The sequence below is a fragment of the Lutibaculum baratangense AMV1 genome, assembly GCF_000496075.1.
GTDB classification, from domain to species: domain Bacteria; phylum Pseudomonadota; class Alphaproteobacteria; order Rhizobiales; family Tepidamorphaceae; genus Lutibaculum; species Lutibaculum baratangense.
Map to the genome: position 1 here is coordinate 217,156 of NZ_AWXZ01000017.1, position 22,106 is coordinate 239,261.

22 protein-coding genes are annotated in these 22,106 nt (G+C 68.7%); 12 read left to right on the forward strand and 10 right to left on the reverse strand.

Features of this window, described 5'->3' with window-relative positions:
- Nucleotides 1–72 precede the first annotated feature (72 nt).
- The 3 genes from N177_RS06630 to N177_RS06640 all read left to right on the forward strand — a co-directional run bounded on the left by N177_RS06630 (nucleotide 73) and on the right by N177_RS06640 (nucleotide 4,242).
- Entirely contained in the window at nucleotides 73–774 is a 702-nt protein-coding gene (locus N177_RS06630; protein ID WP_023431502.1) for an ABC transporter ATP-binding protein, read from the forward strand.
- Complete coding sequence (locus N177_RS06635) at nucleotides 771–3,365, forward strand: ABC transporter permease (RefSeq protein ID WP_023431503.1); 2,595 nt, start codon at nucleotides 771–773, stop codon at nucleotides 3,363–3,365. The genes N177_RS06630 and N177_RS06635 overlap by 4 nt, the downstream gene beginning before the upstream one ends.
- A 139-nt stretch (nucleotides 3,366–3,504) precedes the next feature.
- Nucleotides 3,505–4,242 (forward strand): Bax inhibitor-1/YccA family protein, encoded by a 738-nt coding sequence (locus N177_RS06640; protein ID WP_023431505.1) that lies wholly within the window; start codon nucleotides 3,505–3,507, stop codon nucleotides 4,240–4,242.
- Nucleotides 4,243–4,347: 105 nt separating this feature from the next.
- Here N177_RS06640 and N177_RS06645 read toward each other — a convergent pair whose 3' ends face one another.
- A complete protein-coding gene (locus N177_RS06645; RefSeq protein ID WP_023431506.1) occupies nucleotides 4,348–6,630 on the reverse strand; it encodes an NADP-dependent malic enzyme in 2,283 nt (760 codons plus the stop codon).
- 248 nt (nucleotides 6,631–6,878) lie between these two features.
- Here N177_RS06645 and infC point away from each other — a divergent pair, with 248 nt between their 5' ends.
- Both infC and N177_RS06655 read left to right on the forward strand, forming a co-directional pair.
- Nucleotides 6,879–7,403, forward strand: coding sequence for a translation initiation factor IF-3 (infC, locus tag N177_RS06650; protein ID WP_023431507.1), 525 nt, complete (start codon nucleotides 6,879–6,881; stop codon nucleotides 7,401–7,403).
- Between the two features lie 8 nt (nucleotides 7,404–7,411).
- A complete protein-coding gene (locus N177_RS06655; RefSeq protein ID WP_023431508.1) occupies nucleotides 7,412–8,062 on the forward strand; it encodes a methyltransferase family protein in 651 nt (216 codons plus the stop codon).
- Nucleotides 8,063–8,089: 27 nt separating this feature from the next.
- Here the strand turns inward: N177_RS06655 and N177_RS06660 are convergent, their stop codons facing one another.
- The gene (locus N177_RS06660; protein WP_023431509.1) at nucleotides 8,090–10,180 is read right to left on the reverse strand and encodes a putative bifunctional diguanylate cyclase/phosphodiesterase; all 2,091 of its coding nucleotides are present in this window, start codon (nucleotides 10,178–10,180) and stop codon (nucleotides 8,090–8,092) included.
- A 262-nt stretch (nucleotides 10,181–10,442) separates the two neighbouring features.
- Between N177_RS06660 and rpmI the strand changes: the two genes are divergently transcribed.
- From rpmI to pheT, 5 genes are all read left to right on the forward strand, one after another.
- Nucleotides 10,443–10,685: a 50S ribosomal protein L35 gene (rpmI, locus tag N177_RS06665; RefSeq protein WP_023431510.1), complete on the forward strand. Its 243-nt coding sequence runs from the start codon at nucleotides 10,443–10,445 to the stop codon at nucleotides 10,683–10,685.
- Between the two features lie 12 nt (nucleotides 10,686–10,697).
- On the forward strand, nucleotides 10,698–11,054 hold the full coding sequence (gene rplT, locus N177_RS06670) for a 50S ribosomal protein L20 (RefSeq protein WP_023431511.1): 357 nt from the start codon (nucleotides 10,698–10,700) through the stop codon (nucleotides 11,052–11,054).
- 155 nt (nucleotides 11,055–11,209) lie between these two features.
- Nucleotides 11,210–12,292 (forward strand): phenylalanine--tRNA ligase subunit alpha, encoded by a 1,083-nt coding sequence (pheS, locus tag N177_RS06675; protein WP_040485316.1) that lies wholly within the window; start codon nucleotides 11,210–11,212, stop codon nucleotides 12,290–12,292.
- Nucleotides 12,289–12,729: a hypothetical protein gene (locus N177_RS21335; RefSeq protein ID WP_152527850.1), complete on the forward strand. Its 441-nt coding sequence runs from the start codon at nucleotides 12,289–12,291 to the stop codon at nucleotides 12,727–12,729. Before pheS ends, N177_RS21335 begins: the two co-directional genes overlap by 4 nt.
- Entirely contained in the window at nucleotides 12,726–15,146 is a 2,421-nt protein-coding gene (pheT, locus tag N177_RS06680; protein WP_023431514.1) for a phenylalanine--tRNA ligase subunit beta, read from the forward strand. The genes N177_RS21335 and pheT overlap by 4 nt, the downstream gene beginning before the upstream one ends.
- A 74-nt stretch (nucleotides 15,147–15,220) precedes the next feature.
- Here pheT and N177_RS06685 read toward each other — a convergent pair whose 3' ends face one another.
- From N177_RS06685 to hisB, 8 genes are read right to left on the reverse strand one after another with little or no spacing between them, the layout of a single operon-like run.
- Nucleotides 15,221–15,430 (reverse strand): KTSC domain-containing protein, encoded by a 210-nt coding sequence (locus N177_RS06685; RefSeq protein ID WP_023431515.1) that lies wholly within the window; start codon nucleotides 15,428–15,430, stop codon nucleotides 15,221–15,223.
- A gap of 10 nt (nucleotides 15,431–15,440) precedes the next feature.
- A complete protein-coding gene (gene coaA / locus N177_RS06690) occupies nucleotides 15,441–16,439 on the reverse strand; it encodes a type I pantothenate kinase (RefSeq protein WP_023431516.1) in 999 nt (332 codons plus the stop codon).
- On the reverse strand, nucleotides 16,436–16,762 hold the full coding sequence (locus tag N177_RS06695; protein ID WP_023431517.1) for a phosphoribosyl-ATP diphosphatase: 327 nt from the start codon (nucleotides 16,760–16,762) through the stop codon (nucleotides 16,436–16,438). Before N177_RS06695 ends, coaA begins: the two co-directional genes overlap by 4 nt.
- Nucleotides 16,763–16,796: 34 nt before the next feature.
- Nucleotides 16,797–17,576, reverse strand: coding sequence for an imidazole glycerol phosphate synthase subunit HisF (hisF, locus tag N177_RS06700; protein ID WP_023431518.1), 780 nt, complete (start codon nucleotides 17,574–17,576; stop codon nucleotides 16,797–16,799).
- Entirely contained in the window at nucleotides 17,573–18,313 is a 741-nt protein-coding gene (gene hisA / locus N177_RS06705) for a 1-(5-phosphoribosyl)-5-[(5-phosphoribosylamino)methylideneamino]imidazole-4-carboxamide isomerase (protein ID WP_023431519.1), read from the reverse strand. Before hisA ends, hisF begins: the two co-directional genes overlap by 4 nt.
- A complete protein-coding gene (gene hisH / locus N177_RS06710) occupies nucleotides 18,310–18,957 on the reverse strand; it encodes an imidazole glycerol phosphate synthase subunit HisH (RefSeq protein ID WP_040485317.1) in 648 nt (215 codons plus the stop codon). Before hisH ends, hisA begins: the two co-directional genes overlap by 4 nt.
- A complete protein-coding gene (locus N177_RS20520) occupies nucleotides 18,957–19,436 on the reverse strand; it encodes a DUF2628 domain-containing protein (RefSeq protein WP_160170914.1) in 480 nt (159 codons plus the stop codon). The genes hisH and N177_RS20520 overlap by 1 nt, the downstream gene beginning before the upstream one ends.
- Nucleotides 19,437–19,441: 5 nt before the next feature.
- Nucleotides 19,442–20,044: an imidazoleglycerol-phosphate dehydratase HisB gene (gene hisB / locus N177_RS06720; protein ID WP_023431522.1), complete on the reverse strand. Its 603-nt coding sequence runs from the start codon at nucleotides 20,042–20,044 to the stop codon at nucleotides 19,442–19,444.
- Nucleotides 20,045–20,211: 167 nt separating this feature from the next.
- Between hisB and hslV the strand changes: the two genes are divergently transcribed.
- Both hslV and hslU read left to right on the forward strand, forming a co-directional pair.
- Entirely contained in the window at nucleotides 20,212–20,766 is a 555-nt protein-coding gene (gene hslV / locus N177_RS06725) for an ATP-dependent protease subunit HslV (protein WP_023431523.1), read from the forward strand.
- A gap of 31 nt (nucleotides 20,767–20,797) precedes the next feature.
- Nucleotides 20,798–22,105 carry an ATP-dependent protease ATPase subunit HslU gene (gene hslU, locus N177_RS06730; protein WP_040485319.1) on the forward strand — a complete coding sequence of 436 codons (1,308 nt, stop codon included), beginning with the start codon at nucleotides 20,798–20,800 and terminating at the stop codon, nucleotides 22,103–22,105.
- Nucleotide 22,106 lies beyond the last annotated feature (1 nt).

Here is a 22,106-nt window from a genome sequence, read left to right on the forward strand (position 1 = left end):
ATTGCAGCGCAGCAGGCGGGGCCCATATGGGTGGAACCATCCCCGGCCCCGCTTTCCGAGGAGTGCCGCCACGTGTCTCATTCCGCCATCTCCGTCGAAAATGTTCACCTGAGCCTCGGCGATGCCGCGGCCCGCGTGCATGTGCTCCGGGGTCTCGACGTGCATATAGGGCGGGGCGAGGCGGTCGGCATCGTCGGTCCCTCCGGCTCGGGCAAATCGACGCTCCTCATGACGATGGCCGGCCTCGAGCGCCCCGACGAGGGGCAGGTGAGGGTCGCCGGCGAGGATCTGGGCCGGCTCGACGAGGACGGCCTCGCCCGGTTCCGTGGCGAGAATGTCGGCCTCGTCTTCCAGTCCTTCCACCTCATCCCGAACATGACCGCGATCGAGAACGTCGCGGTGCCGCTCGAGCTCACGGGCCAGCCCGACGCGTTCGAGCGGGCACGGGCGGCGCTCGAGCGGGTGGGCCTGTCGCACCGCCTCGACCACTATCCGACCGCGCTGTCGGGCGGCGAGCAGCAGCGCGTCGCCCTCGCCCGCGCGCTCGTGACGGAGCCCAAGATCCTGTTCGCCGACGAGCCGACCGGCAATCTCGACGGCGAGACGGGCAAGCAGATCATCGAGCTCGTCTTCGCGCTCCAGCGAGAGCATCAGGCGACGCTCGTCCTCGTGACGCACGACGAAGGCCTCGCGGCGCGCTGCGACAGGGTGATCGCGATGCGCGACGGCGAGATCGTCGGCGGCGAGGCCGGCATCGGGCGGGCGGCCGAATGACGGCCGTCACCGAGACCGCAGGGGAGGCGGCGGCCACGTCTCCCGTAAGCCGGCTGCCGCTGCCGCTGAGATTCGCGGCGAGGGAGCTGCGCGGCGGCCTCAGGGGCTTCGCCGTGTTCATCGTCTGCATCGCCCTCGGCGTCGGCGCGATCGCCGCCGTCGGCTCGATCTCCCGCGCCCTCGTCGACGGGATCTCGGAGCAGGGGCAGACGATCCTCGGCGGCGACGTGTCGGTGTCGCTCGTCCACCGCGAGCTGCCCGAAGGCGAGCTCGCGGGTCTCGAATCCCTGGGCGAGGTGTCGAAGATCGCGACGCTGCGCGCGATGGCGCGGCGGCCGGACGGCGAGACTCAGACGCTCGTCGAGCTGAAGGCCGTCGACGACGCCTACCCGCTCGTGGGGGAGCTCGAGGTTTCGGGCGCCGACACGGCATCCGGGGCCCTAGCAGCGACGGACGACACACACGGCCTGCTGGCGGAGGCGGGTTTCGCGGCGCGGCTCGGCATCGAGGTCGGCGACGCCGTCGAGATCGGCAACGGCAGGTTCACCCTCTCGGGCATCATCGAGCAGGAGCCCGACCGGCTGTCCGACGGCGGCATCGGCTGGGGCCCGCGCGCCATCGTCTCGCATGAAGGGCTCGAGGCGTCGGGCCTCGTCCAGCCGGGCAGCCTCCTGCGCTACACCTACCGGGTGCTGCTCGACGGCGTGGCATCCGACGCGCGCGTCGCGCAGGTGGCCGAGGGCCTCGAGAGCGAGTTCCCCGATGCCGGCTGGCGCGTCCGCACGCGCGACAACGCCTCGCCCCGGCTGAAGGAGTCGATCGACCGCTTCTCCATGTATCTCGTGCTCGTCGGCCTGACGGCGCTGATCGTCGGCGGCGTCGGCGTGGCGAATGCCGTGACGGCCTATGTCGAGCGCCGCCGCGAGGGCATCGCGACGTTGAAGAGCCTCGGCGCGAGCCGGCGCGTCGTCTTCCTCACCTATCTCTCCGCGATCCTGATCCTGGCCGCCGGCGCGATCCTGATCGGGCTCGCCTTCGGCGCCGCGGCCCCGCCGATCGCCGGGCTCTTCCTGCGCGACGCCCTGCCCGTGACGAATTACGGACCCTTCCCCGGCGAGCTCGCGAAGGCCGCGCTCTACGGCCTCCTGACGGCGCTCGCCTTCGCGCTCTGGCCGCTCGGCATCGCCCGCGAGATCCCGGCGCGCGCGCTGTTCCAGGGGCGGGCGCAGGATCAGGGTGCCTGGCCGGCGCGGTGGCTGACGGTGCTCCTCGCCGCCGTGGTGCTCGCGCTCTGCGGCCTGGCGATCCTGTTCGCGGCCGACCGCTTCCTCGCCGCCATCATCGTCGGCTCGGCGGCGGCCATCTTCGTCGCCCTGAGGCTCGTCGCCTGGGGCATCATGGCGGGCGCTCGCGCCCTGCCCCGATCGGGCCCCCTCGCGTGGCGCATGGCGCTGACGGCGATCCACCGGCCGGGCGCGGTGACGCCGAGCGCGGTCCTGTCGCTCGGCCTCGGGCTCACGCTGCTCGTCGCCGTGGCGCAGACGGACGGCAACCTCACGCGCCAGCTCACCGTCTCGCTGCCCGACCGGGCGCCGAGCTTCTTCTTCCTCGACATTCCCCGCAATGCCGCGGAGGACCTGCGCCAGACGATCGAAGAGGTCGCGCCCGACGCGACGGTCGAGGAGGTGCCGATGCTGCGTGGCCGGATCGTCTCGCTCGAGGGCGTCCCGGTCTCCGAGATCGAGCCGCACCCGGACGCCGCCTGGGTCCTGCGCGGCGATCGCGGCCTGACCTATGCCGAGACGCCCCCCGGCAACGGCGAGATCGTGGCGGGCAGCTGGTGGCCCGAGAACTACCAGGGCGAGCCGCTCGTCTCCTTCGCCGCCGAGCTCGCCGAGCAGCTCGGCCTCGAGGTCGGCGACAGAGTCGAGGTCAACGTGCTCGGGCGCACGATCGAGGCGCGTATCGCGAACCTGCGCAAGGTCGAGTGGGAGTCGCTGTCGATCAATTTCGTGATGGTGTTCTCGCCCAACACCTTCGCCGGGGCGCCGCACATGGTGCTCGCGACCGCGAGCCTGTCCGACGCCGAAGAGCGCGGCGGCGCCGAGGCGAGGCTGATGCGCGAGGTGACGCGCGATTTCCCGACCGTCACGATGGTGCGGGTGCGCGAGGCGCTGAACTCGATCAACGATATCGTGCGCCAGCTCGCCTGGGCGATCCGCGGCGCGAGCGGCTTCACGCTGCTGGCCGGAATCGTGGTGCTCGGCGGCGCACTCGCCGCGAGCCACCGCCACCGCATTCACGATGCCGTGATACTGAAGACGCTGGGTGCGACGCGGGGCCGCCTGCTCTGGACCTACGTGCTCGAGTTCGGCCTGCTCGGACTCGTCACGGCGGCTTTCGCGACGATTGCCGGCACAATCGCCGCCTGGGCGGTCGTGACCTTCGTCATGCAGCTCGATTTCGTTGTTTTCCCGTGGGTTGCGCTGGCGGCGGCGACCGGTGCGCTCGCCGTCACGATCGGCCTCGGTCTCGTCGGCACCTGGCGGGTGCTCGGCCAGCGGCCGGGTCCGTGGCTACGGAACGAGTAGCTTCTTCTTCTGCAGCGGAGCGTGCTGTCTCAACGGGTTACGATACGTTCATGATGCGGCAACTCCGTATTGCGGGGTTTCCACACCTCCCCCATATTCACGCCATCCCGTGGTGTCACTTCTAAGCGAGGGGAACTCGATGGCAGAGTGGAATAGGCAGGCCGCACCGAGATACGGCACTGCCACGGGAGCCCGGGTCGGGGAGATCGACCAGGGGCTCCGCAGCTACATGCTGCAGGTCTACAACTACATGGCGATCGGCCTTGCCGTGACCGGTGTCGTCGCGTTCGGCGCGTTCACGATGGCGGTCAACAGCCCCGACTTCGCCCAGCTGATGTATGGCAGCCCGCTGCGCTGGGTGATCATCTTCGCGCCTCTGGCGATGGTGTTCTTCCTGTCGGCACGCATGCACAAGATGAGCACGTCGGCTGCGCAGATGGCCTTCTGGGCCTTCGCGGCCCTGATGGGGCTCAGCCTGTCGTCGATCTTTCTCGTCTATACCGGCAACTCGATCGCGCGGGTGTTCTTCATCACCGCGGCGTCGTTCGGTGCGCTGAGCCTCTACGGCTACACGACGGCGAAGGATCTGAGCGGCTGGGGCTCGTTCCTGTTCATGGGCCTGATCGGCATCATCATCGCCTCGATCGTGAACCTGTTCATCGGCTCAAGCGCCGTGCAGTTCGCGGTGTCGGTCATCGGCGTGCTCGTCTTCGCCGGCCTGACCGCCTACGACACGCAGCAGATCAAGGAGATGTACTACGAGGGCGACTCCGCGCTCGTCTCCAGCCGCAAGGCGATCATGGGCGCCCTGCGGCTCTACCTCGACTTCATCAACCTCTTCGTGATGCTGCTCAGCCTGTTCGGCAACCGCGAGTGAGCTGGCAGACCGATCCGAAGACCTGATCTTCAGGGGCCCCGGCGCGAGAACCGCGCCGGGGCCTTTTTCATGGGGCGGGTGCGAGAACGCCGCCCGCGCCGGCCGCTACCCGCCGATGTCGTAGGCCGCGATCGAGGCGATGTTCACGAGGTCGCTGTCGGTGGCGCCCATCGGCGCGATCTGCACCGCCCTGTCGAGCCCGACGAGGAGCGGGCCCAGCACCCGCGAGCCGCCGAGCGCCTTCAGGAGCTTCGTCGAGATCGAGGCGGAATGGATCGCCGGCATGACGAGCACGTTCGCCGGGCCCGAGAGGCGGCAGAACGGGTAGGACGCCATGAGGTCGGGATCGAGCGCCACGTCGGCGCCCATCTCGCCGTCATACTCGAAATCGACCTTGCGGCGGTCGAGGATGCGCACGGCCTCCCGCATCTTCTCCGAGCGCTCGCTGTCGGGGTTGCCGAAGGTCGAGTACGCCACCATCGCGACGCGCGGCCGGTAGCCGAGCCTCCTGGCGGCGGCGGCCGCCTCGACGGCGATCTCCGCGATCTCCTCGGCTTCGGGCATCTCGTGGATCGCGGTGTCGGCGACGAGGACGGTGCGGCCCCGCGCGACGATCAGCGAGACGCCGATGACCCGGTGGCCGGGCTTCTCGTCGATCACGAGGCGGACGTCGCGCACGGCGGCGGCGTAGTTGCGCGTGACCCCCGTCACGAGCGCGTCGGCGTCGCCCATCGCGACCATGGAGGCTGCGAAGACGTTGCGGTCGGTGTTCACGAGCCTCGTGCAGTCGCGCAGCAGATAGCCCTGCCGCTGCAGCCGGACGTAGAGCCGCTCGGCATATGCCGTGCGGCGGTCGGAGACGCGGGCGTTGACGATCTCGATTCCCTCGCGCGCCGACAGGCCCATGTGGTCCATCGTGCGCTCGATCTCCTCGTTCCGGCCGACGAGGATCGGCTGCCCGAGGCCCGCCTGGGAGAAGGCGGCGGCGGCCCGGATGACCTGCTCCTCCTCGCCTTCCGCGAAGACGACGCGCTTCATCGCCTGCCGGTTCGAGCCGCGGACCTGGGTCAGCATGCCGGCGAGCGGATTGCGCCGGACGGCCAGGCGCTCGTGATAGGCGTCGAAATCGTCGATCGGCTTGCGCGCGACGCCCGATTCCATGGCGGCCTTCGCAACCGCCGGCGGAACGGCGCTCAGGAGGCGCGAGTCGAACGGCGCGGGGATCAGATATTCGCGGCCGTAGCGGGGGCGCTGGCCGCGATAGGCCGCCGCCACCTCGTCGGGCACGTCCTCGCGGGCGAGCTCCGCCAGGGCCCGCGCGGCGGCGATCTTCATCTCGTCGTTGATCGTCGTCGCCCGCACGTCGAGCGCGCCGCGAAAGATGTAGGGAAAGCCCAGCACGTTGTTTATCTGGTTCGGGTAGTCCGAACGGCCCGTCGCCATGATGGCGTCGCCGCGGATCTCGGCGACCTCCTCCGGCGTGATCTCGGGATCCGGGTTCGCCATGGCGAAGATGATCGGGTTCTCCGCCATCGAGCGCACCATGTCGGCCGTGACCGCGCCCTTGACGGAGAGGCCGAAGAAGACGTCCGCCCCGTTCATGGCGTCCTCGAGCGTGCGCGCGTTCGTGTCGACGGCGTGCTCCTCCTTCCAGCGGTTCATCCCCTGCTCGCGGCCCTTGTAGACCACGCCCCGCGTGTCGCAGAGGAGGACGTTCTCGTGCCGGAAGCCGAGCGACTTCAGTAGCCTGAGGCAGGCGATGCCGGCCGCCCCGGCGCCGTTGCAGACGAGCTTCGTGTCCTCGATCTTCCGGCCCGTCAGCTCGAGCGCGTTCAGGAGCCCCGCGGTCGCGATGATCGCGGTGCCGTGCTGGTCGTCGTGGAAGACCGGTATGTCGAGCTTCTCGCGCAGGGCCTCCTCGATGACGAAGCACTCCGGCGCCTTGATGTCCTCGAGGTTGATCCCACCGAAGGACAGGCCCAGGAGCCGGACGCAGTCGATGATCTCCTGCGGGTTCTCCGAGTTCACCTCAAGGTCGATCGAATCGATGTCGGCGAAGCGCTTGAAGAGCACCGCCTTGCCCTCCATCACGGGCTTGGCGGCCAGCGCGCCGAGATTGCCGAGGCCGAGGATCGCCGTCCCGTTCGTGACCACGGCCACGAAGTTGCCCTTGGTCGTCAGCTCGAAGGCGAGGTCGGGATCGGCGGCGATGGCCTGCACGGGCACGGCCACGCCCGGCGAATAGGCGAGCGAGAGGTCGCGCTGCGTCGCCATCGGCTTCGTGGCCTGGATCTCGAGCTTGCCCGGCCGGCCGTGCGCGTGGAAGTTCAGCGCGTCCTGGTCCGTGAAGCTCGGCCGTTCGCGGCCGCCGGTCTTTTGCTGCGTCATCTTGGGGTCCCTCGCCTTCCGTCGCGTCGTGCTCATCAACCTCTGGGGGAGGCGGACGATATGGGGCGGGCGGACGCGGTTCAAGCTGGCGCCTTCGAAGGCGCCGAATTCCTTGACTTCCCTCACATCCCGAACGATCTTATTCACTGCGCCTCGCGGCAGCCGTCGCGGGCGCTTTTCGTCATGCCGGTCCCGAATGCCGGCATCGCCGCAACGGTAGAGGAGCTACAGCGATCGCCCGTCGTCCCATGAAAGCCGCGCCGGTCCAGAAGGAAGGGCCGCGCGTCAACGATGAAATCGACTCCCCGCGGGTCCAGCTGATCGACCACACCGGCGAGAACCACGGTCAGATCAGCATCCAGGAAGCGCTCGACATCGCCGCCGAGGCGGGCCTCGACCTCGTGGAGGTCGTGCCGAACGCGCAGCCGCCCGTCGTGAAGATCCTCGATTTCGGCAAGTACAAGTACCAGTCGCAGAAAAAGGCCGCCGAGGCCCGCAAGAAGCAGCGGACCGTCGAGGTCAAGGAAATCAAGATGCGGCCGAACATCGACACCCACGACTACGAGGTGAAGATGAAGGCTATGCGGCGGTTCTTCGACGAAGGCGACAAGGTCAAGGTGACGCTGCGCTTCCGTGGCCGCGAGATGGCGCATCAGGAGCTCGGGATGCAGCTCCTCCAGCGGGTGAAGGGCGAGACCGAGGAGTATGCCAAGGTCGAGGCCGAGCCGAAGCTCGAGGGCCGCCAGATGATCATGGTGCTCGCACCGCGCTGAGGTGTCCCGTGGCTGCGATACAGCCTCCGATCGCGGGCGGCGACGAGAGCGCCGCCCTTCAGCTTCTCCAGCGCCGCCGGAAGGTGTTTCTGGCTGGCCTGTGCACGGTAGCACTTCTCTTCTCCCTGCTCGGCGCACCCGGCATTCCGGCCGGGAGCTATCCGCACGAATGGATCGAGTATGGCGGGATGCTGCTGATCGGCGTCTGCATCCTCGGCCGTGTCTGGGCGACGCTCTATATCGGCGGACGAAAGAAGACGGAGCTCGTGCGACACGGGCCCTATTCGCTGTGTCGGAATCCGCTTTATCTGTTCTCCTTCCTCGGAGCCGCGGGCCTCGGCGCCCTCTTCGGCAGCCTGATCTTCAGCCTCGTCCTCCTCGCGGGCTGCTGGGCGGTGTTCCACCTCGTGACGATCCGGGAGGAGCGCTTCCTGCGGAGCCGCTTCGGCCAGGCCTACGAAGAGTATTGCCGGGAAGTACCGCGCTTCCTGCCGCGCTTCGCAGGGTGGCGGGATCTGGGGACGGTCGAGGCGAGCCCCCGGCTCGTCCTCGTGGCGATGCGCGACAGCTCGGTCTTCCTCGCCGCGGTGCCGGTGGCCGAGGGCATCGAGTATCTCCACCAGGCGGGCCTTCTGCCCACGCTCTTCCAGCTCGTCTGACGGCGGCTCGCGGCGACGCTCCCGCCTTCAGGCGGCGCCGCGGATGCCTGCCGCGGCGGGCACCGCCGACGCGACGCCCTCCCCCTCATCCGCAACGCGCCGAGGCCCCCCATGCGCCGGCAGGTCTTCGACCGGCATCGGGCGGCCCATGAGGAAGCCCTGCGCACCGTCGCATCTCTCCGCCTTCAGCAGATCGAGCTGCGCCTTCGTCTCGATCCCCTCCGCCAGCACCGCGATCGTCAGGCTGCGGCCGAGGGCGGTGACGGCGCGGACGATCGCGAGGGACTGGGCGTCGGTGCAGACATCCTGGACGAACGAACGGTCGAGCTTGATCTTGTCGAACGGGAAGCTCCGCAACGTCTCGAGGGACGAGTACCCGGTCCCGAAATCGTCGAGCGCCACGCTCACGCCGAGCGCCTTGATCTGCCGGATGGCGTGGAGCGAGCGCGCCCGGTCGCGGATGAGCGCCGTCTCCGTCAGCTCGAGCTCGAGGCGCGCAGGGCTGAGGCCCGAGGAGACGAGCACCTCGTGCACGAGGTGCGGCAGATTGGCGTCGACGAGCTGCACGGCCGAGAGGTTGACCGCCACGCCGTAGGGCGGGCTCCACCGCGCCGCGTCGGCGCAGGCCCGCCGGAGCACCCATTCGCCGAGCTCCAGGATCAGGCCGCTCTCCTCGGCGAGCGGAATGAACTCGTCGGGCGGCACCAGGCCGCGCACGGGGTGGCGCCAGCGCAGGAGGGCCTCGTAGCCCATGATCTCGCCTGTCTCGACCGAGGTCTGCACCTGGTAATGGACGGCGAGACTGTCGGTGTCGATCGCGGCGCGCAGGTCCCTCGCCAGCATCCGGCGCTCGCGCACGAACTGGCCCATCTCGGTGTCGTAGAAGCAGACGCTGTCCTGGCCGGCGCCCTTTGCCCGATACATCGCGAGGTCGGCGTTGCGCACCAGCACGTCCGCGTCCGCCCCGTCGCGGGGATAGACCGCGACGCCGAGGCCCGCCCCGAGCGAGACGCTGCGTCCGCCGACGTCGAGCGGCGTGGTGAGCATCGCCTCGATCTCCCGCGTCGCGCGGCGAAGCTCGTCCTGCGTGTCGAACGGCAGCGCCACGAAGAACTCGTCTCCGCCGACCCGCGCGAAGCACGCCTCCGCCCGCTCGAACTCGCGCATGCGCGCGGCAAGCGCGCACAGAGCTTCGTCACCGGCCTCGTGGCCGAACGTGTCGTTCAACTCCTTGAAACGGTCGAGGTCGATTCCGATCAGCGCGCAGGATGTCTGACCGGACCGGCAGTCAGCCACCAGGCGCTCGAGATGCGTCGCGAACTGCGTCCGGTTCGGCAGGCCCGTGAGCGGATCGTGGAGCGCCATGTGACGGAGCTGCTCGCTCGATTCCGCGCGCGTCCTGGACTCGATGAGCTGGCTCGTGATGCCGGTGCCGACGATGATGAAGCCGACGAGCGCGACCGCGAGCGCCATGGCGCGGAAGGCCTCGCTGTCCGCGCCGACACCCGCGCCGGGCAGCGGAGAGACCTCGAAGGCCGCCATGCCGGTGAAGTGCAGCGTGACGATCGCCGTGACGAGAAGGCCGGGCGCGACGTGGCGGGCCCACCCCCGCCGCAGGCGGGCGGCCGCGCAGGTGAAGGCGGCGCCGAAGCCGCTCGCCAGCGCGATCGACGCCACGACGTGGTCCGCCCGCCACGAGACGATGCCGTCGACCCGGTAGGCGAACATGCCGGTGTAGTGCATCGCCGCGATCGACAGTCCGAGGACCGCGCCGCCGACCGGAAGGAAGGCCGTTCCGCCTCGTCCCGCCGCGGCGAGAGCGAAGCCGGCGGAAGCACCGATCACCGCGACCAGAACCGACAGCACGGTCAGCGTCGCATCGAAGGTGACGGGCGCCGGAGGCGCGTAACCGAGCATCGCGATGAAGTGCGTCGACCAGATGGCCGAGCCGGCGCAGACGCCGGTCAGGAAGACCCATCCGGCCCGGGACAGGCCGCCGCAGCCGAATGCCTGACGGAAGAGACCCGTCGTCGCGAGAGCCCCGAGGAAGCAGACGAGCGAGGCGAGCGCGACCAGATAGAGGTTGTGCTCGTAGATGAGACAGCCGACGACACGCAAACCCTCTACTCCGGCGATCGGGGCCCTAAGTCGCAACAGCCGTAGCCCGGAACGGGTTAAGACGAGGTACCCGGCCCGTCGCCGGGCACGCGCCGATGTTGCGCTGGCCCTTCGCTCCCGCTATAAAGCGCGCCTCACTCGAGCGGTCCGGCGACCAAGGGCATGCCGTGGCTGCTCAGAATGCTCAAGCAATTCACGTTCGACGCGACAGCGCCTCGAAGGCGCCGCCTCCTCGGCGTGGCAGTTTCAGGAGACGAGCAAAATGCCCAAGCTCAAGACGAAGTCGAGCGCCAAGAAGCGCTTCAAGATGACGGCCTCCGGCCGGGTCAAGGCCCAGCCCGCTGGCAAGCGCCACGGCATGATCAAGCGCACCACGAAGTTCATCCGCCAGGCCCGCGGCACGTTCGTGCTGTCTGAGGCGGATGCCGGCATCGTGCGCCAGTTCATGCCCTACGCCCGCACGAAGCGTCGCAAGTCGACCGCTTCCGAGCCCAGCCAGGACTAAGGAGAGCCCGCCATGGCACGTGTGAAGAGGGGCGTCACCGCCCACGCGCGTCACAAGAAGGTCCTGAAGAAGGCCTCCGGCTATTACGGCCGCCGCAACAACACGATCCGCGTCGCGATGCAGGCGGTCGACAAGGCCGGCCAGTACGCCTATCGCGACCGCCGCAACAAGAAGCGCGTGTTCCGCAGCCTGTGGATCCAGCGCATCAACGCCGCCGCGCGCGAGAACGGCATGACCTACGGCCGATTTATCGAGGGCCTCGGAAAGGCCGGCGTCGAGATCGACCGCAAGGTGCTCGCCGACATCGCCGTGCACGAGCCCGCGGCCTTCGCGGCCCTCGTCGAGCAGGCGAAGAAGGCGATCGCCTGAAGCGAGGTCTCTCCGGCACTTCCGGGGCCAGCCGTCCGCGTGTAACCACTCACGCGGACGGTTTCGCTTTGGCCTCGAGGGATGATCGCCCCGACCTTTCCCCTCGAACGGCCGACAGACGCTGAACGACGGGAAAGACGGGAGACGTTTTGAAGATGTCCGAGATCGAGCAGCTCGAAGCCGATCTTAAACGACGCATCGACGGTGCCGACAGCGAGGCCGCGCTCGAGAAGGTGCGCGTCGAGGCGCTCGGCAAGAAGGGCTCCGTCAGCGAGCTCCTGAAGGGCCTCGGGAAGATGAGCCCCGACGAGCGCAAGGTCATGGGGCCGGCGCTGAACGGCCTGAAGGACCGGCTGAACGACGGGATCGCCGCCCGGCGGCAGACCCTCAAGGCCCAGGAGCTCGAGCGCCGGCTCGCCACCGAGACGGTCGACGTGACCCTGCCGGTGCAGGAGAGCGCGCTCGCCCTCGGCCGGATCCATCCCGTGAGCCAGGTGATAGACGAGCTGACGGCGATCTTCGCCGACATGGGCTTCGCGGTCGCCGAAGGTCCTCACATCGAGGACGACTTCCACAACTTCACCGCGCTCAACATCCCGGCCGACCACCCGGCGCGGGCGGAGATGGACACGTTCTACTTCCCCGCCAAGGAAGACGGCACGCGCAGGCTCCTGCGCACGCACACGAGCCCGGTGCAGATCCGCACGATGGTGCATCACGAGCCGCCGATCCGCATCATCGCGCCCGGACGCGTCTATCGCTCCGACTACGACCAGACCCACACGCCGATGTTCCACCAGGTCGAGGGCCTCGTCATCGACGAGAAGGCGCATCTGGGGCACCTCAAATGGGTCCTGCAGGAGTTCCTGAAGGCGTTCTTCGAGGTCGACGACGTGAAGATGCGCTTCCGCGCCTCGCACTTCCCCTTCACCGAGCCGTCGATGGAGGTCGACATCAACTGCGACCGCTCCGGCCGCGAGATCCGCATCGGCGAGGGCGACGACTGGCTCGAGATCCTCGGCTGCGGCATGGTCCACCCGAACGTGCTCAGGGCCTGCAAGCTCGACCCCGAGCGCTACCAGGGCTTCGCCTGGGGCATGGGGATCGACCGCATCGCCATGCTGAAATACGGCCTGCCCGACCTTCGCGCCTTCTTCTCCGGGGACCTTCGCTGGCTGAGGCACTACGGCTTCGCCACGCTCGACATGCCGTCTCTCGCCGGAGGACTGAGCCGATGAACGCGGCAGTCCTGACAGCACTAATTGCCCTTGTTTCATCCGTGGTGGGAGGTGCAATAGTTGCCGCAGTGAATCACCACTACTCTGTTAAAGAAGATTTGCATGCCAGGAGACTCGATCTGAGTGTCGACCGCTTGTCTGAGGCGTATATGTTCATGCTTCTTAATCTGACAATCGATAAAGATAAGCACCGAGAATATCAAATACATCTGGCTAACATACAGTTATTTGGAAGCCCTACCACAGTTTCACTAACTAACAACTTGATGCGGCGTCAAGCAGGCGAACCTGTAGATGTGACTACGGGAGCCCTACTTTCTGATATACTAAATTCTATTCGGAATGATCTGGGTCTTGATCGCATCGACACCGCCGATCTTGTGAGGTTGAACCTCGGGGACGAGGTCGACTTGCTCAAGAGGGAATCAAGTAAATGAAGTTCACCCTGTCCTGGCTCGAGGAGCATCTGGAAACCGACGCGAGCGTGGCGGAGATCGCCGAGAAACTGTCGCTGATCGGCCTCGAGGTCGAGGAGGTCGTCGAGCCCGCGAAGAAGCTCGCGCCGTTCCGGACCGCGCGCGTCGTCTCCGCCGAGCAGCATCCGAACGCCGACCGGCTGCGCGTCTGCGTCGTCGACACCGGCACGGAGAGGCTGCAGGTCGTGTGCGGCGCACCGAACGCGCGGGCCGGCATGATCGGCGTGTTCGCGCCGTCGGGCACGCACATCCCGGGCACCGGCATCGACCTGAAGCCGTCGAAGATCCGCGGCGTGGAGTCGAACGGCATGCTCGTCTCCGAGCGCGAGATGGGCCTGTCGGACGAGCATGCGGGCATCATCGATCTGCCCGAGGACACGGAAATCGGCGTGCCCTTCGCCGAGGTGCTGGGGCTCGACGATCCGGTGTTCGACATCGCGATCACACCGAACCGGCCGGACGCGCTCGGCGTCGCGGGGGTTGCACGCGATCTCGCGGCGGTCGGCCTCGGCCGCGTGAAGACGAAGGACGCGCCGCGCGTCCAGGGCTCCTTCCCCTGCCCGGTGAACGTGACCCTCGACCTCGGCGACGACCGCGATCTCTGCCCGGCCTTCGCCCTCCGTCTCGTGCGCGGCGTGCGGAACGGCCCCTCCCCGGACTGGCTGAAGCGGCGGCTCGAGGCGATCGGGCTGAGGCCGATCAACGCGCTCGTCGACATCACGAACTACATGACCTACGACCGCAACCGGCCGCTGCACGTCTTCGACGCGAAGAAGGTCAAGGGCGATCTCGTCGTCCGCCGCGGCGTCAGCGGCGAAAAGCTCCTCGCGCTCGACGAGCGGACCTACGAGGTCGACGAGGATGTCGTCGTGATCGCCGACGAGCGGGGCATCGAATCCCTCGGCGGCATCATGGGCGGCGAGGAGTCGGGCTGCGACGAGGGAACGACCGATGTTCTGATCGAATCGGCCCTCTGGGACACCGGCAACATCGCCCGCACCGGCCGGAAGCTGAACATCAACTCCGATGCCCGCTACCGCTTCGAGCGCGGCGTCGACCCGGCCTTCACCCTGCCGGGCCTCGACATGGCGACGCAGATGGTGCTCGACCTCTGCGGCGGCGAGGCGAGCGAGGTGACGCTCGCGGGCCAGATCCCCGACCCGTCGACGATCATCGCGTTCAGGCCGCAGGAGGTGAAGCGCCTGACGGGGCTCGACATCTCCTTCATCGAGATGCGGCAGATCCTGAGCGACCTCGGCTTCTGGGTCACCGGCGAGGCGGAGAACTGCCGCGTCGCGGTGCCGACCTGGCGGCCGGACGTGCACGAGCTCGCCGACCTCGTCGAGGAGATCACCCGCATCGTCGGCGTCGACCGCGTGCCGACCGTGCCGCTGACGCGGGCGCCGGGCGTGGCGAGGCCGGTGCTGACGCTGCTCCAGACGCGCGAGCGCCTCGCACGCCGGACGCTCGCGGCGCGCGGCCTCGTCGAAGCCGTCACCTGGTCGTTCATCGCGAAGCCGCATGCGGAGGCCTTCGGCGGCGGCAGCCCCGAGCTCGCCCTGTCGAACCCGATCTCGTCGGAAATGAGCGACATGCGGCCGAGCCTCCTGCCCGAGCTCCTGCTCGCCGCCCAGAGGAACGCCGACCGCGGCTCGGCCGACGCCGCGCTCTTCGAGGTCGGCGCGACCTATCGCGGCGACCGGCCCGAGGACCAGGAGGCGGTCGCCGCCGGCGTCCGCCGGGCGAGCGCGAAGCAAGCGGGCCGCGGCCGGCATTGGACGAATGGCGGCAAGCCTGCCGCGGTCGACGTCTTCGAGGCGAAGGCCGACGCCCTCGACGTGCTCCGCGAGCTCGGCGCTCCGGTGGAGTCTGTGCAGATCGAGGCCGGCGCCGCGGCGTGGTACCACCCCGGGCGCTCCGGCACGATCCGCCTCGGCCCGCGCGTGATCCTCGCCCAGTTCGGCGAGATCCACCCGGCCACTCTCGAGGTGCTCGACATCGCCGGGCCGGTCGTGGCGTTCGAGGTGTTCCTCGACCGGCTGCCCGCGCCGAAGGCGAAGCCGACGCGGGCGAAGGCGCCGCTCGACGCCTCCGATCTCATGCCGGTGACGCGCGACTTCGCCTTCGTGGTCGATGCGGGCACGCCCTCGGCCGAGATCCTGAAGGCGGCGCGCGGCGCCGACCGCCAGGTCGTGACCGCGGGCAGCGTGTTCGACGTGTTCGAGGGCGCCGCGATCGGCGAGGGCAGGAAGTCGGTCGCGATCGAGCTGACGCTCCAGCCGCGCGAGCGCAGCTTCACCGAGGAGGAGCTCGACGCGATCTCCGCGAAGATCGTCGCGGCCGTGGAGAAGAAGACGGGCGGCAGCCTCCGAGGCTGACGGCCCATCGCCGATCGTGCGACGAGGAACGGGCCGGGGCGACCACCCCGGCCGTTGCACCGTTCCGGCCGCGGTCAGCGCAGTCGCCGGAACTTGTAGGTGTCCTTGATGTGCTCGCTGTAGTAGGCGCCGGCCGACGGCGCCTCGAGCAGCGCCTCGTACACCTCGCGCGGCACGCGGAAATAGTCGTAGCGTCGGCCGCCATCGTGAAACCAGATCGTCAGCACCTGCGACTGGGGATCGTGCTCGACCTGGCTGATGACGGAGGAGTCGATCTCCGGCATTTGCTCCCTTTCAGAGTTTTCTGAGCCAGACTTCCTCGATGAGGTGGTCCGGCCCTTTTTTTAGGATCAGGTCCGCGCGCTGGCGGGTCGGCTGGATGCTCTCCAGGAGGTTCGGCAGGTTGATGCGGCGCCAGATGCCCGTCGCCGTCTCGACCGCCGCCTCGTCCGACAGTGATGCGAAACGATGAAAGTAGGCGCCCGGGTCCCGGAACGCCGTCTCGCGCAACGTCATGAAGCGCTGCACGTACCACTTCTCGAGCTCGTCGAGCTCGGCATCGAGGTAGATCGAGAAGTCGAAATAGTCGGAAACGAAGGGAATCGCCTTGCCGTCGCGCGGCGGGCGGCTCGTCTGCAGCACGTTCAGCCCCTCGACGATCAGGATATCAGGCCGGTCCACCGTCACGGTCGTGTCCGGCAGCACGTCGTAGACGAAGTGCGAGTAGAGCGGCGCTCGCACCGCCGGCTCCCCCGCCTTCACGCGCGCGAGGAACCGGAGCAGCGACTGGATGTCGAAGCTCTCCGGAAAGCCCTTCCGCTCCATCAGCCCCTCGCGCTCGAGATGGGCGTTCGGATAGAGGAAGCCGTCCGTCGTCACGAGGTCGACGCGCGGGGTGCCCGGCCAACGCGCCAGGAGCGCCTGAAGGACGCGTGCGGTCGTCGACTTCCCCACCGCCACGCTGCCGGCGACGCCGATGACGTAGGGCACCTTGTGCCCCGCCGTGCCGAGGAAGTTCTGGGTCGCCTCGAACAGGCGCTGCGTCGCGCGCACATAGAGGTTCAGGAGGCGCGACAGCGGCAGGTAGATCTCCACGACCTCCTCGGTCGAGAGCCGCTCGTTCAGGCCGCGCAGCCGTTCGATCTCCCGCTCCTGGAGCGGCTGTGGCGTGTCGGCGCGCAAGGCGGCCCAGTCGTCGCGGCGGAAGACACGGTACGGCGAAAGCTCGCCGTTCGTCGCCGCGATCGACTTCAGGGCCCGCCCGGCCGTGCCGCCGCGGGGTCTGCGGCTCATGCCTTGCGGGCCGCCTTCTCGGCCAGACCCGACATGGCGCGCCGGCGGCCGAGCTCGGCATAGACGTCGTCGAGCGTCACGCCGGCCGCTTCGAGCAGCACGGCGAGATGGTAGAGCACGTCGGCCGCCTCCGCCTTGACGTTCGGCCGGTCTTCCGCCGCGGCCGCGATGACGAGCTCGACGGCCTCCTCGCCGAACTTCTTCGCACACTGCCGCACCCCCCGATGGAGGAGCTGCGCCGTGTAGGAGGCGTCGGGACTCTCACCGCGCCTCGAGGCGACGGTCGCCACCAGATCCTCGATCGTCACCCGTTCTTCGCTCACGCGGGCCTTCTCCCTGAGGTCATTCTTCTTCTTGTCAGTTCTCGAGCCGCATCGGCAGCCCGGCGCGGGCCATGTGCTCCTTCGCCTCGCCGATCGTATGCTCGCCGAAATGGAAGATCGAGGCGGCGAGCACGGCGCTCGCATGGCCGTCGCGCACGCCGGCCACGAGGTGATCGAGATCGCCGACCCCGCCGGAGGCGATCACCGGCACCGGCACGGCATCCGCCACCGCGCGCGTCAGCTCGAGGTCGAAGCCAGACCTCGTGCCGTCCCGGTCCATCGAGGTGAGCAGGATCTCGCCCGCGCCGAGCGCCACGACCCTCTTCGCGAACTCCACGGCGTCGATACCGGTGGCGGTGCGGCCGCCATGTGTGAAGATCTCCCACCGCGCGGGCTCGCCGTCTGCGGACACGCGCTTGGCGTCGATCGCGACGACGATGCACTGCGCCCCGAACTTCTCGGCCGCCCGGCGCACGAAGTCCGGATCCTTCACGGCGGCCGTGTTGATCGAAACCTTGTCGGCGCCGGCCTTCAGGAGCTCGCGTATGTCCTCGACCGTGCGGACGCCGCCGCCGACCGTCAGCGGCATGAAGCAGCGCTCCGCCGTCCGCCTGACGACGTCGAGCAGGATGCCGCGGTCGTCGCTGCTCGCCGTGATGTCGAGGAAGCAGAGCTCGTCCGCTCCGGCAGCGTCATAGGCCGTCGCGGCCTCCACGGGATCGCCGGCGTCGCGCAAGCTCACGAAGTTCACGCCCTTGACGACGCGGCCGTCCTTCACGTCGAGACAGGGGATGACGCGGGGGGCGAGGGTCACGGCGTCACCTCCGCCCCGGCGATCACCCGAAGCGCTTCGGCGGGGTCGATGCGCCCGTCATAGAGGGCGCGGCCGGTGATCGCGCCCTCGAGGATCGCGGCGTCGGGCTCCATCAGCCGCTTCACGTCGTCGATCGAGGCGAGCCCGCCCGACGCGATGACGGGGATCGACACGGCGCGGGCGAGGCTCAGCGTCGCCTCGATGTTGAGGCCCGTGAGCACGCCGTCGCGGTCGATGTCGGTGTAGACGATCGCCGCGACGCCCGCATCCTCGAAGCGCCTCGCGAGGTCCTCGGCCTCGAGCTCGGAGGTTTCCGCCCAGCCCTCCACCGCCACCTTGCCGCCGCGCGCGTCGATGCCGACGACGATGCGGCCCGGAAACCGGCTTGCCGCCTCGATGACGAGGGCGGGGTCGCGCAGGGCCACCGTGCCGAGGATGACGCGGCGTATGCCCTTGCCGAGCCAGGTCTCGATGCCGGCCATGTCGCGGATGCCGCCGCCGAGCTGGACGGGGATCGTCACGCTCTTCAGGATCTCGTCGACCGCCGCGCCGTTGACGCTGCGGCCCTCGAAGGCGCCGTTCAGGTCGACGACGTGGAGATGGCTGAACCCCGCCCTCTCGAAGGCCGCCGCCTGGTCGCCCGGGCTGTCGGAGAACACGGTGGCGGCCGCCATGTCGCCCTTAACGAGGCGGACGCACTGCCCGTCTTTGAGGTCGATCGCGGGAAAGAGGATCATGGATTCCACTTGAGGAAGTTCGAGAGAAGCTTGAGCCCCACCCTCTGGCTCTTCTCCGGGTGGAACTGGCTGCCGATCATGTTGTCGCGCGCGACGATCGCGGTGACCGGCCCGCCATAGTCGACGGTCGCGACGACGTCGCCGGGGTCGCGGGCCTTCAGGTGGTAGGAATGGACGAAATAGGCGTACGCGCTGCCGCCCGCGTCGAGCCCGTCGAGAATGTGGTGTTTCCCGTGAAACACGAGCCGGTTCCAACCCATCTGCGGGATCTTCAGCGACACGTCCGCCGGCTCGAGCCTGACGACGTCGCCGCCGATCCAGCCGAGGCCGTCGCTCGTCTCGTGCTCGAGCCCGCGCTCGGCCATCAGCTGCATGCCGACGCAGATCCCCAGGAAGGGCCGGCGCTTGCCGCGCACCGCCTCCTCAAGCGCCTCGCGGAGGCCCGGGACGGCCGCCAGGCCGCGCATGCAGTCGGCGAAGGCGCCGACGCCCGGCAGCACGATGCGGTCGGCGGCCGCCACCGCGTCCGGATCGTCCGTGACGGCGATCGACGCCCCGATCCCCGCCTCGGCGGCGGCGCGCTCGAGCGCCTTCTCGGCCGAGCGGAGGTTGCCCGAGCCGTAGTCGACGACGGCCAGTTTCATCATCGGCCGGCCTCCGGGAACAGGCCGCCGACCACGGGAACCCCACGTGCACGCCGGCCGGCGCCGTGGGGGGAGGCCGCGGACGTGAACGGCACGGCCGTCTCCGCCCGGCGGAAATGCGAGAGCTCCGCCTGCCAGCGATCCTCGCCGCTGACGATGTCGACGATCTCCCAGCCCTTGCGGCCGAGGCTCCAGCGCCGGAGCGCGTTCGCCTCGAAGGCGAACCAGATCGAGACGAGGATGGTGACGATCGTGACGCTACCCTCGTGGGCCTCGCCGAGCCACGAGCCGAGGACCCCGATCAGCACCGTCACGGCGAGCCAGGCGAGCGTGACGAGCCACATCCGCCGGAAGAGGAGCCAGATCAGCGGAAAGAACAAGGCGGGCCAGTTGAAGCCCTCCTTCACGAGGATGATCCGCGCCTCCTCGTCGTCCGACGAGAAGGCGTCGCGGCGCCGGTGCACCGTGTAGGTCTTCATGCCCATCAGCCTGCGAGCGAGCCCTTGGTCGAGGGGATGCGGTCTGCCTCCCGCGGGTCGATCGTGATCGCCGCCCGCAGGCAGCGCGCCAGGCCCTTGAAGCAGCTTTCGGCGATATGATGCGAGTTGACGCCGTAGAACGTCTCGACGTGCAGCGTGATGCCGGCATTCATCGCGAAGGCCTGGAACCACTCGCGGAAGAGCTCGGTGTCCATCGCCCCGACGGTGGCGGAGGGGAAGTCGACCTTCCAGACGAGGAAGGGCCGCCCCGACACATCGACGACGAGCCGGGTCAGCGTCTCGTCCATCGGCAGGTGCCAGACCCCGTAGCGCGTGATGCCGCGCCGCTCGCCCAGCGCCTCGCGCACCGCCTGGCCGAGGACGATCGCCACGTCCTCGGTCGTATGGTGCATGTCGACGTGTAGGTCGCCCTTCGCCTCGACCTCGAGGTCGATCAGGCCGTGCCGCGCGAAGAGCTCGAGCATGTGGTCGAGAAAGCCGATGCCCGTCGATATCTTCGCCGCGCCCGTGCCGTCGAGGTCGAGCGCGACGGTGACGGTCGTTTCCGCGGTCTGGCGGGACTGGCGCGCCGTCCGGTTCTGTGCCACCGGCCTTACATCCTGCAGAGACAAAGTGTTGCCGAAGGGGGCTATCTAGCACCGCCGGCCCGCGCATGCCAGCGGCAGCCTCTCGCGTTGAACGGCGCCGGCGAATGCATACATGGGTCAGCGACCCACAAACGAAATCAGCATTTCCCCCGGAGTTCATGAGAGCCGTGGAACGCGAGAAGCAAGCAGGCTGGCACGCCACGACCATCCTGACCGTCCGCAAGGGCGGCAAGGTGGTCATTGCCGGCGACGGACAGGTGTCGATGGGCGACACGGTGGTGAAGAACACGGCGCGGAAGGTGCGCCGCATCGCCGACGGCTCGGTGATCGCGGGCTTCGCCGGCGCCACCGCCGACGCCTTCACGCTCTTCGAGCGGCTGGAGAAGAAGCTCGAGCAGTATCCGGGCCAGCTCCTGCGCGCCTGCGTCGAGCTCGCGAAGGACTGGCGGACCGACCGCTACCTCCGCCACCTGCAGGCGATGCTGATCGTCGCGAACAAGGAGATGACGCTCCTCGTCTCGGGCAACGGCGACGTGCTCGATCCCGAAGGGGGGCTGGCGGCGATCGGCTCGGGGGGCAACTATGCGCTGGCCGCCGCCCGGGCGCTCTACGACACGGACATGGACGCAGACGCGCTCGCCCGGAAGGCGATGAAGATCGCCGCCGACATCTGCATCTACACGAACGACAACATCGTGGTCGAAACGCTCGAGGAAGCCTGACAGCGCCATGACCTCCACCGAGACAGAGCACATGACCGACTTCTCTCCGCGCGAGATCGTCTCCGAGCTCGACCGCTACATCGTGGGCCAGGCCGAGGCGAAGCGCGCCGTTGCGATCGCGCTCAGGAACCGCTGGCGGCGCCAGCAGCTCCACGAAGCGCTGCGCGACGAGATCCTGCCGAAGAACATCCTGATGATCGGCCCGACGGGCGTCGGCAAGACGGAGATCTCGCGCCGCCTCGCCAAGCTCGCGAAGGCGCCATTCCTCAAGGTCGAAGCGACGAAGTTCACCGAGGTCGGCTATGTCGGCCGCGACGTCGAGCAGATCGTCCGCGATCTTCTGGAGATCGCGATCGGCCTCGTGCGCCAGGCGAAGCGCAAGAGCGTCGAGGCGAAGGCGCACCTGGGCGCCGAGGAGCGCGTGCTGGACGCGCTGGTGGGCCCGGGGGCGGGGCCGCAGACCCGCGAGGCCTTCCGCAAGAAGCTGAGGAACGGTGAGCTCGACGACAAGGAGATCGAGATCGAGCTGCGGCAGACCGCCGGCGGCCTCGGCCAGATGGACATTCCGGGAATGCCGGGCCAAGTCTCGATGATCAATCTCGGCGAGATGTTCGGCAAGGCGTTCGGCGGCCAGAAGAAGGCCCGCCGCACCACGGTGAAGGACAGCCACGACCTCCTGATCGCCGAGGAGAGCGACAAGCTCCTCGACGACGAGCAGATCGTCCAGGAGGCGATCTCGCTCACCGAGAACCACGGCATCGTCTTCCTCGACGAGATCGACAAGATCACCGCGCGCTCGGAGCAGGGCTCGGGCTCGATCAGCCGCGAGGGCGTGCAGCGCGACCTCCTGCCGCTGATCGAGGGCACGACGGTCGCGACGAAGCACGGCACGGTGAAGACCGACCACATCCTCTTCATCGCCTCGGGCGCGTTCCACGTCGCGAAGCCTTCGGACCTCCTGCCCGAGCTCCAGGGCCGCCTGCCTATCCGGGTCGAGCTGAAGCCGCTCACGGAGGAGGACTTCCGCCGCATCCTCACCGAGACCGAGGCGAGCCTCATCAAGCAGTACGTGGCGCTGATCGGCACGGAGGGCGTGGCACTCGACTTCACAGACGACGCGATCTCGGAGATCGCGCGCCTCGCCGTGGAGGTGAACTCGAACGTCGAGAACATCGGCGCCCGCCGCCTGCAGACCGTGATGGAGCGGATCCTCGACGACATCAGCTTCGAGGCGCCCGACAAGGCGCCGGGCGAGGAGCTGACGATCGACGCGGCCTATGTGGAGAAGCATGTCGGTGACCTCGCCCGGAACGCCGATCTGAGCCGCTTCATCCTGTAGG